Origin of the sequence: Microcoleus sp. N9_A2, assembly GCF_036701775.1 — a bacterium.
In the GTDB taxonomy this organism is placed as follows: Bacteria; Cyanobacteriota; Cyanobacteriia; order Cyanobacteriales; family Microcoleaceae; genus Microcoleus.
On the sequence record NZ_JAUBRH010000018.1, the window covers coordinates 62,156 to 77,179 of the forward strand.

The window sequence follows — 15,024 nt, forward strand, 5'->3', positions numbered from 1 at the left end:
ACACCCTGCTCTCGGCGAATTTTCCCGTCCTTTACAAACCACGCGACGACCTGCTTAACTGTTAATTGCTCGATCGCGCTTTCAGATTCTGCCGCAATTTGCTTCAACGGTCGCAAAGACGCCACCACCAAATTCGTAAAAAAGTTCTCAAAACTAGCATCAACTTGAATCGACCGTTGAATGCTCTCATCATTCTTAATCCAATCCATCACCTGCTGGTTAGACACATCAGTTATCGGCAAACCAGTCTCCCCAGCAATTTGCTTGAGCACCCTCAAACCATAAATTGCCAATCGAGTCGAAAACTTTTCCTTCGACGACAGCAGCGCCATATCAACTTCGGCGCACTCTTCCGGCTTTAAAAAATCTGCTAATGGTTCCATAGTTATTTGTTGACTGTTGACTGTTGACTGTTGAATAACTAATAACTAATAACAACTACTGACTACTGACTACTGACTACTGACTACTTCCTTCTTTCTAGCAATCAAATAACCGCAGCGGTGTTCCCCATCAATAATCCAGTGAGTCCGCTCCACAATACAATCCGGCAAAACCCCCGCAAACATTTCCAACTCATTGCCGCAAACACTCGGAAAAGTTTCCGCCACATTAGAAATAGCACAGTTGTGTTCCATCAACACAAATCGATCGCCCTTAACATCGCGATCGCACATTCCAACCTCTACAGATTCTACAGGATAACACTCAGCCATATAACCTTCAGCCCTGCGGAGTTCCACCAACTTAGTCACCCGCTCTTGCAGCGAACCCGCACCCACCAGCCGCCGGTAGTCCGTAGCCTTGCGCTGCCACTGTTTTCGCAGGATACTAATCACTTGCTCGCGGCCGACAGTTTCCGCCAAAGTATCCAAAAAAGACACAGCAAAATCGCCGTAACGATTCGGGAATCGATCGCGCCCCAGACTGGTAAGCTCATAAATATGCTGCGGTCGCCCCATACCAGCCTGAACCGACTGATACTGAATGAGCCCCTCCGCTTCCAAATCCTTCAAGTGACGGCGAATCGCCTGCGGGCTGATATCCAAAGACTCCGCCAACTCAAGAGCCGTCCCTTTATCCCCCTTGAGCAAATATTCCAGGATGTCTTGTTTCGTGGAAGTCTGCTGAGTAGTCTCCATCATCTTCACAAAAAATTATTAATTTGACTTTGACAATATCACTATTGTTAATGTAGCTTAAAATATAGTAAAGCAACAAAATTGTTGTTTAACTTCCCCAAGCAGCCCCCAGAACTCGCCGGGCCCCGGACAGTTCAAGCGTCTGCCATCTTTGAGAGACTTATCCAGAACACTCGAAAGCGCAAAATTCATGAGCTCTACAGTCACAACCCTAGTCAACCAGCCCTATAAATACGGTTTCGTTACCGACATCGAGTCGGACACCATCGCCCGCGGCTTGAGCGAAGATGTAGTCCGCCTGATTTCCTCGAAGAAAAACGAACCGGAATTCATGCTGCAATTCCGCCTCAAAGCATACCGGAAGTGGCTGACAATGACCGAGCCTACCTGGCCTCATGTCAACTATCCCGCGATCGACTACCAAAATATTATCTACTACTCCGCGCCAAAACAAAAGCCCAAAAAGCTCAACAGTTTGGACGAAGTTGATCCGACACTATTAGAAACCTTCGAGAAATTAGGAATTCCCCTATCCGAACAAAGACGACTGGGAAATGTCGCCGTCGATGTTGTTTTCGACAGCGTTTCAATTGCCACAACCTTTAGAGAAAAACTAGCCAAAGACGGCGTTATCTTCTGTTCCATCACAGAAGCCATCAAAGATTATCCCGAACTAATCGAAAAATATCTTGGCACAGTCGTACCAGTCGGCGACAACTTTTTCGCAGCCCTCAACTCCGCCGTATTCACCGACGGTTCCTTCGTTTACATTCCCAAAGGCGTAAAATGCCCGATGGAATTGTCAACCTATTTCCGCATCAACAACGAAGATTCCGGCCAGTTCGAGCGCACCCTAATTATTGCAGAAGAAAATAGCTCTGTGTCTTACCTCGAAGGCTGCACCGCCCCGATGTTTGACACCAACCAACTGCACGCCGCCGTCGTGGAATTGGTAACAATGGACAATGCCGACATCAAATACTCAACAGTCCAAAACTGGTACGCCGGCGACGCCAACGGTAAAGGCGGAATTTACAACTTTGTGACAAAGCGCGGTTTGTGTCAAGGAGTCAATTCCAAGATTTCTTGGACGCAAGTAGAAACCGGTTCGGCGATTACTTGGAAATATCCCAGTTGCGTATTAGTCGGCGACAACTCCGTAGGCGAATTCTACTCAGTAGCACTGACAAATAACAAGCAGCAAGCTGACACCGGCACCAAAATGATCCACGTCGGCAAAAACACTCGCAGCACGATTATTTCTAAGGGAATTTCGGCGGGAAATTCTGCCAACAGCTATCGCGGATTGGTAAAAATGGGCCCCAACGCTAAGGGCGCTCGCAATTATTCTCAGTGCGATTCAATGCTGATTGGCGACAACGCTCAAGCGAATACTTTCCCCTACATTCAAGTGCAGAATCACACTGCTAAAGTGGAACACGAAGCTTCGACTTCCAAGATTGGGGAAGAGCAATTGTTCTTCTTCGCACAGCGGGGAATTTCCGCAGAAAATGCTATTTCGATGATGATTAGCGGTTTCTGTAAAGATGTTTTCAATCAGTTACCGATGGAATTTGCGGCGGAAGCTGATAAGTTGTTGAGTCTGAAGCTGGAAGGAAGTGTGGGATAGAAGTTCGGCAACGGATTTTGTAGCGGATGTAACGGATGTCTTATTCTTGCCACGCAGAGCCGAGGAACAAGAAAACCAGAAGAAAACTCTCGTTACCAGGCACAGCCTGGTAACGCATATCTAGAGGCTCTGCCTCGTGTTTCTTTCTCGCGTTTCTCTCTCGCACAAACGGCGAGGCAGAGTCTCGTGATACGCATTCCTAGGCAGAGCCGAGGAACGAGAAAACTAACGAGAAAACTAGAAAAACCAGACAAAAAAATCAAAGGAGTTAGGAAAAAAAGAGATGATTGTTGAAAATAGTCAAGTGGTGTTATCCGTCCGCGATTTAACGGCGAATGTGGAAGATACACAAATCCTTAAGGGTTTGAATCTGGAAATTAAATCGGGTGAAATTCACGCGATTATGGGCCCCAACGGTTCAGGTAAAAGCACTTTGTCCAAAATATTAGCTGGCCATCCTGCTTATACAGTGACAGGTGGAGAAGTTACATTTTTGGGACAAAATTTGCTGGAATTACCGCCGGAAGAACGTTCTTTGGCTGGCATATTTTTGGCTTTCCAATATCCTTTGGAAATTCCCGGCGTTAGTAATGTGGATTTCTTGCGCGTGGCTTACAATTCTCACCGCAAACATCGGGGATTGGAAGAGTTGGATGCTTTTGATTTCCAAGATTTAATCGAGGATAAGCTGGATGTTGTGAAGATGAATCCGGCTTTTTTGAGCCGCAGCGTCAATGAGGGTTTTTCTGGGGGCGAAAAAAAGCGCAACGAGATTTTGCAAATGGCGCTGTTGGAACCGAAGTTAGCTATTTTGGATGAGACTGATTCTGGTTTGGATATCGATGCTCTCAAGATAGTCGCCGGCGGTGTGAATCAGTTGTCAACTGCTGAAAATTCGATGTTGGTGATTACTCACTATCAGCGGTTGCTCAATTACATTATTCCTGATTTTATTCATGTCATGGAAGCGGGCCGAATTATCTTGACTGGCCCGAAAGAGTTGGCGCTGGAATTGGAAGAGCGCGGTTATGATTGGGTTGTGGAAGAGGAAGCAGCAGGAGTTGGGGCGCGATGATAAATACGCAAGTTGCTACTAGGGAAATGTTTTTGGCTGATTTAGTTAATCAGTGCAGCAAGTTGGAGGTTGCTAATAGCAAAGATTCGGCTTACGGGTTGCAGGATTTGCGGGATGCGGCGACTGAATACGTGCTTGCTGCAAGTTTTCCGACGGTGAGGGATGAGGAGTGGCGCTTTACTGATTTGTCGTCGATGTTGCAAGTTCCTTTTCATGTACCGCAAAGCTATCAGTCAACGGTTAAGCTGGCTGATATTGTTATGCCTGTGAAGAATCGGGATGATTTACCGTTAAGATTGGTATTTGTTAACGGTTTTTATGCGCCGGATTTGTCAACGGTGAATTTGCCGGACTTTTATGCAGGTAATCTATCTAATGTACCCGAAAAATATCGATCGCGCATTACCGATGTTTTGAGCAAGCACAGCCAGCCAACGGAAGTGTTTACAGCGCTGAATACTGCGGGTTTGGCAGATTCTGCGGTGGTGTTCGTGCCGGCCAATGTGTCCGTCGAAATGCCGATTCACTTGCTGTTCCTCACCGCACCCGGTGCATCTGCGACGATGTGTCAGCCGCACTGCTCAATCATAGCTGAGGCTGGCAGCAAAGTTACACTGATTGAGGATTACACTACAATCGGTAATTTACCCGCTTTTACGAATGCTGTGACGGATGTTTTTGTCGGCGAAAACGCCACGGTGAACCACGTTAGGCTGCAGCGGGAAACTTTGAATGTGGTTCATATTGGCAAAAGTGCGATCGAGCAATCGCGCAACAGCAGCTATACTTGTCATGCTATCAGCTTGGGCGGCAAAATATCGCGCCACAATTTAGAAGTATTTCAGCGCGGCGAAGGCACCGAAACAAATTTAAACGGTTTAACCGTAGCCTTTGGCGAACAGTTAGCAGACACTCACAGTCTAATTGATTTCAATCACCCCCACGGCACAAGTAAGCAATTGCACAAGTGCATTGTTGGTAACAAAGCTCGCGCAGTATTTAACGGCAAAGTTTTTGTTCGCAAAGCCGCACAATTGACAGATGCCGGACAGTTGAGCCGGAATTTGCTGCTTTCGCCGAGGGCGCGCATTGATACTAAACCGCAGTTAGAAATTGTGGCGGATAACGTTAAATGTTCCCACGGTGCAACTGTCAGCCAATTAGAAGATGATGAGCTTTTCTACTTGCAAAGTCGCGGTTTGGATTTGGAAAGAAGTCGCTATTTGTTGATTGATGCTTTTGCGGCGGAAATTCTCAATATGTTGCCGATTATTGGGGTGGCGAAAATGCTTTCTACTTGTGTGGCTGTGCAAGAATAACTGATAGAGACAGATTAGGACACAGCACTGCTGTGTCCCTACCACATATTGCACCATTTTTAACAGCCTGTAGGGGCGGGTTTCACGAATAATAATTGCCTAAAACCAACAATCTTGTAAACCCGCCCCCACGCAACGACAAATCACTAACTTCAAAAAATATGACACTTATTCAAGAAAAAACCTTAGCCTCAAAAGTTCGCGCAGACTTCCCAATTTTGAATGAAAAAGTCCACGGGAAACCGCTAGTTTATTTAGACAATGCAGCTACTTCCCAAAAACCTCTGGCTGTACTCAATGCTTGGCGCGATTACTACGAACAATACAATGCTAACGTGCACCGTGGTGCTCACTCTCTCAGTGCTAAAGCGACTGATGCTTACGAAGGTGCGAGAGATAAAGTTGCAGCGTTTATCAATGCGGCTTCGCGACAAGAAATTGTTTACACTCGCAACGCCACCGAAGCGATTAATTTGGTTGCTTATTCTTGGGGTTTGAGCAATCTGCAAGCGGGAGATGAAATTATTCTGTCGGTGATGGAACACCACAGCAATCTGGTTCCCTGGCAAATGATTGCTCAAAAAACTGGTGCGGTACTCAAGTTTGTTGAGTTGACGGAGACTCAGGAGTTTGATTTAGCACAGTTCAAAACGCTGATTTCCAATAAAACTAAGTTGGTGTCTGTAGTTCACGTTTCCAATACTTTGGGCTGTATCAATCCGGTTAAAGAAATCTGCGAAATTGCCCACAGTTTCGGCGCAAAAGTTTTAATAGATGCTTGCCAAAGTGTGCCGCACATGGTAGTAGATGTGCAAGCAATGGATTGCGATTGGCTGGTTGCTTCTGGCCACAAAATGTGCGCTCCGACTGGTATCGGTTTTTTGTACGGGAAACTGGATTTATTGAGAGAAATGCCTCCGTTTTTTGGCGGTGGTGAGATGATTGCTGAGGTGTTTCTCGAATATTCTACCTATGCAGATTTGCCGCACAAGTTTGAGGCGGGGACTCCGGCAATCGGAGAGGCGATCGCCCTCGGTGCCGCAATCGACTATCTTAGTAATATTGGCATGGATCAGATTCACGCTTGCGAAGCCGAATTGACGGCTTATCTGTTCCAACAATTGCGGCAAATTCCAACAATCAAAATTTACGGGCCGCAACCGGACAGCAACGGCGAAGGTAGGGCCGCGCTAGCATCATTTAGCAGCGGAGAAATTCACCCTCAAGACTTGTCTACCATGTTAGACCAGGAGGGGGTCGCGATTCGTTCGGGGCATCACTGCACGCAAGCTTTGCACCGCTATCTTGATATCTCATCTACGGCGCGGGCGAGTTTGTATTTTTACAATACTCGCGAGGAGATTGATGTGTTTGTGAAAGCGTTGAAAGAGACGATCGACTTTTTCAGTTAGATGATGGGGTAAGTTGGTTGGTGATGGTTCGCGGGTAGAAATTTAGAAGCGATCGCTCTTTTTTTACCGCAGATGCAGGCGGATGAATAAGAGAGCGATCGCGCCCCCAAATCCCAAAACCCGAACGCAATCTGGTAAAATAGGGGCTGTCAACCCACATGAAAGTCAAAAATATAAAGTGTGTTTGATGAACTAGCTGCATACAGACAAAGCCTCGGTTTATCACTGGCTGGCAGCGAAACCGATAAATCAACTATAGCGAAACTAGAAATAGCGGGTCAAAGTTTTTTTGGCATCAACTCTGGCAGCAACCCCAATCGTCGGCAAATAACCTTTAATGTCAATCCTATTACCAAAACTCACGCTGAAGCCGATGCTTTTCAACAAGCAGCCGATGCGGGAATTAGATGAGGTAAAGCACGTTTGATTTGCGATCGCGAACTTTGTGCGGCTTGCGGCTTAAGAGGTGGAGTAAACTCTATGGCTTGGCAGTTAAATATAGCAGAATTAGAAATTATTACTCCCAGTGGAAGTAAGACAATAACAGTTCAACCGCCAAATAGAAGGAGACAATAATGTTTGTATCAAACCTATCAGCAGAAAATTGGGTTGGCAACCAAGATGAAGGCGATCTAATAGAAAATCCCACTTGGAGTCAAATAGAGCAAGCCATCCGCGAGTTAGACGGAAAAAGTAAAACTTTAGTTACCTTTGGTGCAGATGACGAGTGTTATATGAGCATTGGCGGCGGCGAATTAGGCAAATATATTGTTAACGTAACTTTTGACAATGTTAGCTTCCATAATTTAGTAGTTCTATCAAAACCCGATGCAATAGAAAAGCTAGTTGTCGGCGGACAAGAAGGTAATTATTCCGCCAAAATGTGTGTAAATTTAGAGACGGCACTGTTGGCAGCTCAAACATTTACTGTATCAGGACAACTTCAAACATCGCTGTCTTGGGAAGAAGAGAAAGAATTAGCGGTGTCATCAAATAAGATTTAACACAACCTAAGTAAAGTGCGATCGCCCTTTCTGACTATCCGCGTTCATCCAACGTTAATCCGCCTCAATCGGCGGTTGCAAAAGCTCGATCGCCTGGTAAAATAAAAGTAGAGTTTTCTCAGATCGAGGAGATTTTGAGATGATTGTTGCTACTTCAACTTTAGCCGAACAGAGAACCCTGCTAGAAAACATTAGCTGGTCAACTTTTGAAACCCTGCTCAAAGAAATAGGAAATAACCGAGGTTATCGCCTAGCTTACGATGAGGGAATGTTGGAAATTATGGCTCCACTATTTGAACATGAGAACTACAAGAGTAATTTTGGTAATTTCATTGTAGCTTTAGCAGAAGAACTCGGCATTGAAATTAAAAGTGCAGGCTCAACTACTCTCAAGCTCAAAAATGTAAAAAAAGGCATAGAACCTGACAATTGCTATTATATTCAAAACGAACCAGCCCTCAGAGGCCGGCAAGAATTGGATTTAGAAACAGCCCCACCGCCTGACTTAGCAATTGAAATAGATATTACCAGCAGTTCGCTGAATAAGTTGGCAATTTACTCAGCACTTCGCGTCCCGGAACTTTGGCGATATAACGGGCGATTTTTGAATTTTTATCAGTTGGTAGAGAGTGAATATATCGAGATCGACTTTAGCATTGCTTTTCTTTTTTTATCGGTAGCGGAAATGGTTGGATTTTTCGATAGAACTCGCACAACCGGAGAAATTGCTTTGCTCAAATCCTTTAGAACTTGGGTTAAGGGAAAAATACAGCAGTTATGAAAAGCATTACAACCAAAAAAACCGGGTTTTTTACCGAATCTGCTGGTAACACCAAAATATTGTTGTAAAAACCCCGGTTTCTGGCTACTTGTGCGTAAGTCTCGATCGATTATATGGTGTCTATTTACCCAAATATAAAATTTTATTCGAGTCTCAAATCGTGAAAAAACTACTAACTACCACAATTATTTTTCTATCTACAGCAATTCCTTGCTTAGCGATGACTCCCTCAGAATTAGCAACATTTGCAACTAACTATAAATACAATGAAAATGCTCCGGTAGCTTATTCTTATTATGACAAAAGTTGTCAAACTACTGTTTCTGTGCCGCTGGTAAAAACTCTGGATTTAGGTAGTGGAAGAGTCGGAGGAATTACTAACAAATATCTGTGTTGGGGAGCTACCTATACTTATTTTGAAATGACTCGCGGCAACTTAGAATCTATTCGAGTCTTTGCGGAAGTAGGTGCAGGTCGATCGACTCGTTATACAAACTGGGGGCCCGCGGCAAATCCTGGGGATGATTTAACTCAGGATCAGCTTATATCTGTAGCAAAAGCGCTCGCCAAACATACGCAATAAGCTAGCTTTTTGCACAAATATTCGATCTGTTGACCGCAGATTTCCAGCGGACAAATGCTGATGGACGCAGATAGTTGAAAAAAGAGCGCCTGAATGCAATTGTGTTTAATGCGTGTTTAATGATTGCATTTAATACTCCCTAATTTCAGGATGGATAAATTGATAACCAGCCGCCTTAATCTTTTGATTCGACACTTTTGCATTATAAGGCCGCACGCTAGGACTTCCATCCCAAGTAGCTTTCGGCAAATTGTGAGTTTCAAAAATGCGATCGACTAATTCGCGACTCGACAGCGACACATCTCCAACTAAATTGTAAATTCCCTGCAATCGATTGTCCAAAGCAAAGGTTAATCCCCCAACAATATCATCCCGATGCACCCAATTTGTAGCATCTTCCCCCCTACCCGGACGAGTGGTTCCAGCCCAGCCTCCAAAGATTTTAACTAATTCTCGACCAGGCCCGTAAATGCCACCCAAACGGAGAATGCAGACGTGAAGATTTGGACTCGATGCTGCTAATAAAATTCGTTCTGTTTCGGCGAGAATTTCACCGTTGGGATTGGCTGGCTCCACGGGCGATTCTTCGTTTACCAGTTTACCTTGTCGATCGCCATACACAGAATAAGTACCTGTATAAATCACCTGTTTGACCGTCGGTATCTGCTGCAAAACTGATACCAAAGTTGTCGCCGTCTCTAAGTAACTTTCTCGATAAGCACTAGAATTTGGAGCGCCGACGCACAGCATAACAGCATCTTGGTCTTGCAGTAAACTGGCGATCGCACTTGCATCATTTCCCTTAACTACAGCTACCCGCTGGGCGACAGCCTCCAATTCACTGACTCGGCTCGCCGTCGTAGTTGTCGCCGTCACGGTACAATCGGGTTTAGCGCGTAAATGTTTGGCTGTCGCAGTACCCACATAACCGCAGCCGACGATCGCCACTTTCATAAAAAATTCTCCCTTGTATCATCCCATCTCAAATTATTACCGATTTTGGCGATCGATTCGAGGTGAGTTTTGTGGTATAATCGAGAGCATCGCGATCGATTGGCATCGGCATAGTATTGCTGTTTTCAATTCTCTGAAATACAGGACACGGCAGTGCTGTTTCCCTACGCAAGAAATAGAGGACACGGCAGTGCCGTTACTTTACCCAAGAAATAGAGGAGACGGCAGTGCCGTTTCCCTAGCTGACAACCCAATTTTTTGGTAAATTTTCACTCTTTAATTGGCTTGCCATCTCGATTGACAACACGGCTTTCACCATCTTTCGCCGTGACATTTTCATAAACTCCTTCATCCCGCTTCACGTACTTGGTGAAACCAGAATTTTTGTAATCGGTGTCGGATGTTGGCTTCAGTAACCTCGGAGCGCTCAGCAAACGGTGTACCGGAGCATCTGCGGGAGTGTCCCCAGGTTCGCATTTAGCTACATCGCACAATTGACCCCAAGTCGAAACTTCAAGGTTCATGCTGTGGGAAACTTCTAGCTGCTGGTTATTTTGGGGACATAAATAATCGTATAGAGGCATACTAATAATCTCGATCGCAACTACTAAAATTACTGATTACAGACTTGTTAGTGCTATTGTAGCTCAAAATTACTAACAATTCAAACCAAAAAATTAAAATTTACTATTTTTAACGGTTGTTAAAACAGGAAATCAGCTATATTATTAAGCCTGTGCAGTTGCTCCTGGATGCGATCGAGACCGAACCCAAAATTACCCTACCCTGAAATCGTCTCGCGCGATCGCTCGGCGGCTAGCATCAGCCCGCAAGACTTCCCTAAATACCGTCAAAAGATCGATCGTCAATTTCAGACTGCACCCTAATCACAAATTCTAGGTTTCAAGTTTATTCATCTACTCACCAGCGAGGATTTACCGATGAGCGATTTCAAAGTTACGCCAGAAGTAGAGCTGAACACAGCTCAAATGTTGGAGCGATACCAACTGCAAGACGAGACAATTCTGTGGCGTTGGGCAAAACTGCACGGTATCAACAGCACTCGCGGTTTCTTCTATCCCGGTGAAGTGGATTTGATGGATCACGCTCACCACCATCTCTACAATTTAGGAATGAGTATTGCTGACTACCAAAGTCTTTTAGACAGACGCCGCAGCCATTCCCCGACACCGGGCGACCAAAATAAAACAGTAGCAAGTCAAGTTGCTGACGAAGCTTATGATGCCATACAAACGCTAACAGATCAGTATGCTGAAGCTATTGATTTAATGGGAGAACGTATAGCAGACCATTTCATCGATGAACTCGATTTATCTGTGATGAGGCACCTTTCTAAAAAAGTGCAAGACCGCCGAACTCTCAACGGTCAAACTAAAAAGCCTAACCGTTTTCTCCAAGTGATTAAAGCTGTGTTGCAACCGAGCAGCGAAAATACGCTTCTGGTTCCCAAAAAAGAGAATGACTCTAGTTTAGAATTAGAACAGCATCATCGGCTCGGCTAGTCGCCGATGTTTTTGAAAGACTAATAGACTTTTTGTTCAATTTACTGGTCAATTTTACTAAAAATCCGACCCGAACCTTCCCCTTTTCAAGGGGAGGGATCAAGAGTCGCATTTTTTATATTATGAAACGGAATAGAAGAAAATAAATTGAGAGTTCCCAGAAGTCTAAATTACTTTTCAACTGATGTTGGGTTTCGCGACGGAACCAAACCTAATATAACTAGGGACAGATTGCGCGATCGCCAAACTTAAAGATAATATCTGCTTAATCGAACCTGTCAACCTCGCCCAAGGTAAAAAAATGATTAAATCCTGGATGGTAATTGGAGGCGTCGCTTTTGTAGTAGCTTTAGCAGCTAACATAATCGCGCCCAGCGACATCCAATGGTTCAACCGCTTGCAGCGTCCGAGATGGCTAGTATTTGAAAAAGCAATTCCCATAATTTGGACAGTAATTTTTATTTGTGCAGCTTGGTCAGCAGTGATTGTTTGGGAAAAAGAACCGGCAACTCAGGAAACTTGGCTCAGAATGGGCTTTTACCTGCTTTTAGAAATAGTAACCATCTCTTACACCTCAGTTATGTGCAAACTTAAGAGCCTAAAAGTCGGCACAATAATCGGCGGAACGGGTGCTATTTTAAGCGTAATACTAGCTTTAAGTGTGTTGCAAGTTTCCGAGCCTGCCGCCCTGTTATTGCTGCCTTACATACTTTGGAGTCCGATCGGCACTTACACCACTTGGGCGATGATGCACCTCAATCCGGCGGATGTTTAGGCTCTGGAATTAGTCTTTTTAATGGGATGGCAAGCATCGGGAAAAAGCACCTTTTTTCGGTAGTATCTACCTGCAACGCAGGTTTTAGTGAGCAAAGACTTGATGCGAAATAATTGTACAGTTGCACAACTGGAAGCTTATGATATCGGTAGCCCAAGCTGCATGAACCAAGTGTGCTTGTCTATGTAACCGCGTTGAAAATGGATTTTGCCATCAACAACATGAAAGAAGCCACAGCCTTGCAGGGTAAAACTTTTGCCAGTTGGTAGGTTGCCACCAAACTTACCTAGAAAGGTGCCGCCACCAGTCCACTCGACGATCGCCCACTCGCCATCCTCAAACAGATTCTCAGCGTGCGTGTAATTGTCTGGAAACGCTTGGAAGAAGCTAACAAAACTCTCAAGCAATGCCTCGCGCCCGTTTATAGGATCGCCAAAGGCAACTTGATGGTTCTCTGCATCGTCGTGATAAAGCTCGATCAGGGCGTGAGGGTCACGAGCGTTATAAGCAGCAACCCAGTCTTGGAGAACTTGCTTGGGCGTTTTCATTTTTGGTTCCCTAATACAGATAACTAAAGATATTAGTTAGACGCTTCTCACCCTCACATTTACCCACTCGGAGGGCTGCTCGGAGGCTCAGTTTCCGGGGGATCGGGAGGGGGAGATTCAGCATCCGAAGAATTCAGCGACTCCTCCCAAACTTTGATTTGCGATCGAGCTTGCTCAAAAGCCCGAGTGCCCGAGGGAATTTTCTTCAAAGTCGCGATCGCCCCAGCCAGATCCGACGACGACTGTTCCACACCAAGCGCCAAAATCCGCTGGCTCCACTCATCAATCGCCTCACTCGCCTGCCACCGGAGCGAACTCGACTCGGGCACCTGACTTGCCAGCCCAATAGCCGTTTGCAGAGCCTCCGCAGTCCCCGATCGGGCGGCCTGACGGGCGTTTTGCAAACCTTGCTCGCCCTGAAATTGAGCCTCCCAAGTCCGAATGTTCGATCGAGCTTCCTCATAAAGCACCCGTCCCGATCGAATCCGGCGGGCCATCTCAATTGCCCCCGCCAAATTGCCGCCCGCCGCTAGCTGCTGAGCTCTATCCAAAAACGGCTGGTCAACAAGCCGCTGTCTCCTCTCGATCCAAGCTTGAATTTTGGTTTGAGCTTCCACGTAAAGCGCCCTACCTCTAGTGATCCGAGAAGCTTGAGCAACGGCCGCTTCCAGAGCATTCGGATCGCCCGTACTTGCCAAATCGTTCGCTCTTTGCAAATACGGACTGTCTTCCAGCAGCTCGATTTTACGGCTCAAGCTGCTAATTTGACTGCGAGCTTCCGAAGCGCGGGGATTTGATTGGGGGACTGTTTGCAATTGCGCGATCGCAGCCCTCAAATCATTGACCCCACCGGGCGCCGCCAGCCTGCTTGCCATATCTAAAACTTTGACATCAGCCATTTCTTGCTGCCAGCGGCCGACTAAATCTTGAGCTTGTTTGTACAAAGGGCGGCCGGACTTCAACTTTTGAGCAATCTCGATCGCCTTGGAGAAACCCTCAACAGAGCCAGTCAAAGCCTGAGAAGTAGCATTCGCCAACTCATTAAAATCTTGTACTTGTTCCCTTAAATTTGCCGACTCTGGAATCTTGTTAGCGATCGTGAGCGCCTCCTGCCAATCGCCAGCCTGCAATCGTTTTTGCGCGATCTCCAAAATTTTCTTGCTAAATCCCGCGATCGCCTTATTGGCAGCTTGATACAAATAACTGTTTTGACCAATTCCCTGAGCCAGCTTAATCCCCGTCACCAGATTTTCGAGACCTCCCTCGGAGGCTGTATTGCGGGCTTTTAGTAACTTATTGCCCTCAGCCCGAGTCGTCTGAATTAGCTTAGTCAATTCCTCGTACTTAGCCGATTCCCAGAAAGTATTTCCCAAATCCAAAAGCAGAGTAGCTTGGCGGAAAGCCTGCGCCCACTCTTCCTGACGCAAGTGGTCTTCAGCAGTGCGGTAAATTTTCTCTGCATCGCTCCATATCGACTGCCACTTTTCAATCTGCTTTTCCACCGTCGGGTAAGCAGGAACGTCTTTAGGAACCTTGTTCGCTATCGCAATCGCCTCCTCCAGCTTTCCTTCTTGGAAAGTAGCATTTCCCAGCCTGAGAATATCCTCCGACCACCGATCTATTTGAGTGTTAATTCTCGGCCGCAACGGATGGTCTTTTGGCAAAGCATTAACTAATTCGATCGCCCTGAGTAAATCATCCGCCGTCCGCTTGCTTGCTGCTTCTTGAGCACAAAAAAAGCGATCGTTAGCAGAAGCCGTCGGCCAAAAAATCTTTGAGCAATTCGACTGCGAGGTCAGGTTGAGCAAAGATGCAAGTGCCACAAACCCCATACCCACCGACAGGATCAAACTCACCGCCAGCCAAAACTGCCACTTATTCGACCAGTTCCGCCAGAACGGATTGTGTTCCCCCGGCGGCTGCGAGTTTTCCCCAGACAAATTCGGCGGTAGTTCCAGATGCCCTCCCGGCAGTTTTCCCGAAGTAACCAACTCTCGGAGCTCTTTAAGTCGTTCAGCCCGGTTTTTCCTTGCTGGTAAGCGCACCAGCGACGAAGTATCCTTTGTTGACTCCAAGGATTCTGATGCAGACCAACGGCCTGGTATTTTGCGATCTTGACTCATATCCTCACCACAAACAGCAACCAGCCAGCGTTAGTTATTTAAAAACTGCGAGCGCTGCTATCAACTGCTCTATAAAATGTATTCATCACCAAAAAACGAGCGGGAAGCCCTTGACTTTAGGCATGGGGAGGAAGGCGGCTGCGACGACCGTCGCC

At 46.0% G+C, this 15,024-nt stretch carries 16 protein-coding genes; 10 read left to right on the top strand and 6 right to left on the bottom strand.

The genetic code is table 11. The features are described 5' to 3' along the window. Nucleotides 1–383 (bottom strand): hypothetical protein (locus QUA44_RS13720; RefSeq protein ID WP_333251804.1); only part of this gene is annotated, 383 nt, incomplete at its 3' end. 69 nt (nucleotides 384–452) lie between these two features. Continuing rightward, nucleotides 453–1,145 carry an iron-sulfur cluster biosynthesis transcriptional regulator SufR gene (gene sufR, locus QUA44_RS13725; protein WP_333251805.1) on the bottom strand — a complete coding sequence of 231 codons (693 nt, stop codon included), beginning with the start codon at nucleotides 1,143–1,145 and terminating at the stop codon, nucleotides 453–455. A gap of 187 nt (nucleotides 1,146–1,332) precedes the next feature. Between sufR and sufB the strand changes: the two genes are divergently transcribed. From sufB to QUA44_RS13765, 8 genes are all read left to right on the top strand, one after another. Beyond that, nucleotides 1,333–2,772 carry a Fe-S cluster assembly protein SufB gene (sufB, locus tag QUA44_RS13730; protein ID WP_333115878.1) on the top strand — a complete coding sequence of 480 codons (1,440 nt, stop codon included), beginning with the start codon at nucleotides 1,333–1,335 and terminating at the stop codon, nucleotides 2,770–2,772. A gap of 283 nt (nucleotides 2,773–3,055) precedes the next feature. Next, complete coding sequence (sufC, locus tag QUA44_RS13735) at nucleotides 3,056–3,847, top strand: Fe-S cluster assembly ATPase SufC (protein WP_333251806.1); 792 nt, start codon at nucleotides 3,056–3,058, stop codon at nucleotides 3,845–3,847. After that, complete coding sequence (gene sufD, locus QUA44_RS13740) at nucleotides 3,844–5,166, top strand: Fe-S cluster assembly protein SufD (RefSeq protein ID WP_333251807.1); 1,323 nt, start codon at nucleotides 3,844–3,846, stop codon at nucleotides 5,164–5,166. The genes sufC and sufD overlap by 4 nt, the downstream gene beginning before the upstream one ends. Nucleotides 5,167–5,327: 161 nt before the next feature. Further along, complete coding sequence (locus QUA44_RS13745; RefSeq protein ID WP_333251808.1) at nucleotides 5,328–6,578, top strand: SufS family cysteine desulfurase; 1,251 nt, start codon at nucleotides 5,328–5,330, stop codon at nucleotides 6,576–6,578. Nucleotides 6,579–6,758: 180 nt separating this feature from the next. After that, nucleotides 6,759–6,989, top strand: a complete 231-nt coding sequence (locus QUA44_RS13750) for a deaminase (RefSeq protein WP_333251810.1) — start codon at nucleotides 6,759–6,761, stop codon at nucleotides 6,987–6,989. A gap of 164 nt (nucleotides 6,990–7,153) precedes the next feature. After that, nucleotides 7,154–7,582 carry an Imm1 family immunity protein gene (locus tag QUA44_RS13755; RefSeq protein WP_333251811.1) on the top strand — a complete coding sequence of 143 codons (429 nt, stop codon included), beginning with the start codon at nucleotides 7,154–7,156 and terminating at the stop codon, nucleotides 7,580–7,582. A 139-nt stretch (nucleotides 7,583–7,721) separates the two neighbouring features. Beyond that, nucleotides 7,722–8,363, top strand: coding sequence for a Uma2 family endonuclease (locus QUA44_RS13760; protein WP_333251812.1), 642 nt, complete (start codon nucleotides 7,722–7,724; stop codon nucleotides 8,361–8,363). Nucleotides 8,364–8,523: 160 nt separating this feature from the next. Then, complete coding sequence (locus QUA44_RS13765; protein ID WP_333251813.1) at nucleotides 8,524–8,946, top strand: hypothetical protein; 423 nt, start codon at nucleotides 8,524–8,526, stop codon at nucleotides 8,944–8,946. Nucleotides 8,947–9,075: 129 nt separating this feature from the next. On the opposite strand, the gene QUA44_RS13770 is transcribed toward QUA44_RS13765, so the two are convergent. After that, complete coding sequence (locus QUA44_RS13770) at nucleotides 9,076–9,900, bottom strand: NAD-dependent epimerase/dehydratase family protein (RefSeq protein ID WP_333251814.1); 825 nt, start codon at nucleotides 9,898–9,900, stop codon at nucleotides 9,076–9,078. A gap of 269 nt (nucleotides 9,901–10,169) precedes the next feature. After that, a complete protein-coding gene (locus QUA44_RS13775; protein WP_333251815.1) occupies nucleotides 10,170–10,484 on the bottom strand; it encodes a zinc ribbon domain-containing protein in 315 nt (104 codons plus the stop codon). Nucleotides 10,485–10,841: 357 nt separating this feature from the next. Between QUA44_RS13775 and QUA44_RS13780 the strand changes: the two genes are divergently transcribed. Together QUA44_RS13780 and QUA44_RS13785 are read left to right on the top strand one after the other, a co-directional pair. Beyond that, nucleotides 10,842–11,423: a hypothetical protein gene (locus tag QUA44_RS13780; RefSeq protein ID WP_333251816.1), complete on the top strand. Its 582-nt coding sequence runs from the start codon at nucleotides 10,842–10,844 to the stop codon at nucleotides 11,421–11,423. Nucleotides 11,424–11,724: 301 nt separating this feature from the next. Next, nucleotides 11,725–12,198, top strand: a complete 474-nt coding sequence (locus tag QUA44_RS13785) for a TspO/MBR family protein (RefSeq protein ID WP_333251817.1) — start codon at nucleotides 11,725–11,727, stop codon at nucleotides 12,196–12,198. Between the two features lie 137 nt (nucleotides 12,199–12,335). Here QUA44_RS13785 and QUA44_RS13790 read toward each other — a convergent pair whose 3' ends face one another. Further along, entirely contained in the window at nucleotides 12,336–12,746 is a 411-nt protein-coding gene (locus tag QUA44_RS13790; protein WP_333251818.1) for an ester cyclase, read from the bottom strand. 59 nt (nucleotides 12,747–12,805) lie between these two features. Continuing rightward, nucleotides 12,806–14,869: a hypothetical protein gene (locus tag QUA44_RS13795; protein ID WP_333251819.1), complete on the bottom strand. Its 2,064-nt coding sequence runs from the start codon at nucleotides 14,867–14,869 to the stop codon at nucleotides 12,806–12,808. Nucleotides 14,870–15,024: the final 155 nt, after the last annotated feature.

Bases quoted from the DNA above. Each gene is read 5' to 3' on its own strand.
- sufR (WP_333251805.1), bottom strand. From the start codon at position 1,145: ATGATGGAGACTACTCAGCAGACTTCCACGAAACAAGACATCCTGGAA.
- sufB (WP_333115878.1), top strand. From the start codon at position 1,333: ATGAGCTCTACAGTCACAACCCTAGTCAACCAGCCCTATAAATACGGT.
- sufC (WP_333251806.1), top strand. From the start codon at position 3,056: ATGATTGTTGAAAATAGTCAAGTGGTGTTATCCGTCCGCGATTTAACG.
- sufD (WP_333251807.1), top strand. From the start codon at position 3,844: ATGATAAATACGCAAGTTGCTACTAGGGAAATGTTTTTGGCTGATTTA.
- QUA44_RS13745 (WP_333251808.1), top strand. From the start codon at position 5,328: ATGACACTTATTCAAGAAAAAACCTTAGCCTCAAAAGTTCGCGCAGAC.
- QUA44_RS13755 (WP_333251811.1), top strand. From the start codon at position 7,154: ATGTTTGTATCAAACCTATCAGCAGAAAATTGGGTTGGCAACCAAGAT.
- QUA44_RS13760 (WP_333251812.1), top strand. From the start codon at position 7,722: ATGATTGTTGCTACTTCAACTTTAGCCGAACAGAGAACCCTGCTAGAA.
- QUA44_RS13770 (WP_333251814.1), bottom strand. From the start codon at position 9,900: ATGAAAGTGGCGATCGTCGGCTGCGGTTATGTGGGTACTGCGACAGCC.
- QUA44_RS13775 (WP_333251815.1), bottom strand. From the start codon at position 10,484: ATGCCTCTATACGATTATTTATGTCCCCAAAATAACCAGCAGCTAGAA.
- QUA44_RS13780 (WP_333251816.1), top strand. From the start codon at position 10,842: ATGAGCGATTTCAAAGTTACGCCAGAAGTAGAGCTGAACACAGCTCAA.
- QUA44_RS13785 (WP_333251817.1), top strand. From the start codon at position 11,725: ATGATTAAATCCTGGATGGTAATTGGAGGCGTCGCTTTTGTAGTAGCT.
- QUA44_RS13790 (WP_333251818.1), bottom strand. From the start codon at position 12,746: ATGAAAACGCCCAAGCAAGTTCTCCAAGACTGGGTTGCTGCTTATAAC.
- QUA44_RS13795 (WP_333251819.1), bottom strand. From the start codon at position 14,869: ATGAGTCAAGATCGCAAAATACCAGGCCGTTGGTCTGCATCAGAATCC.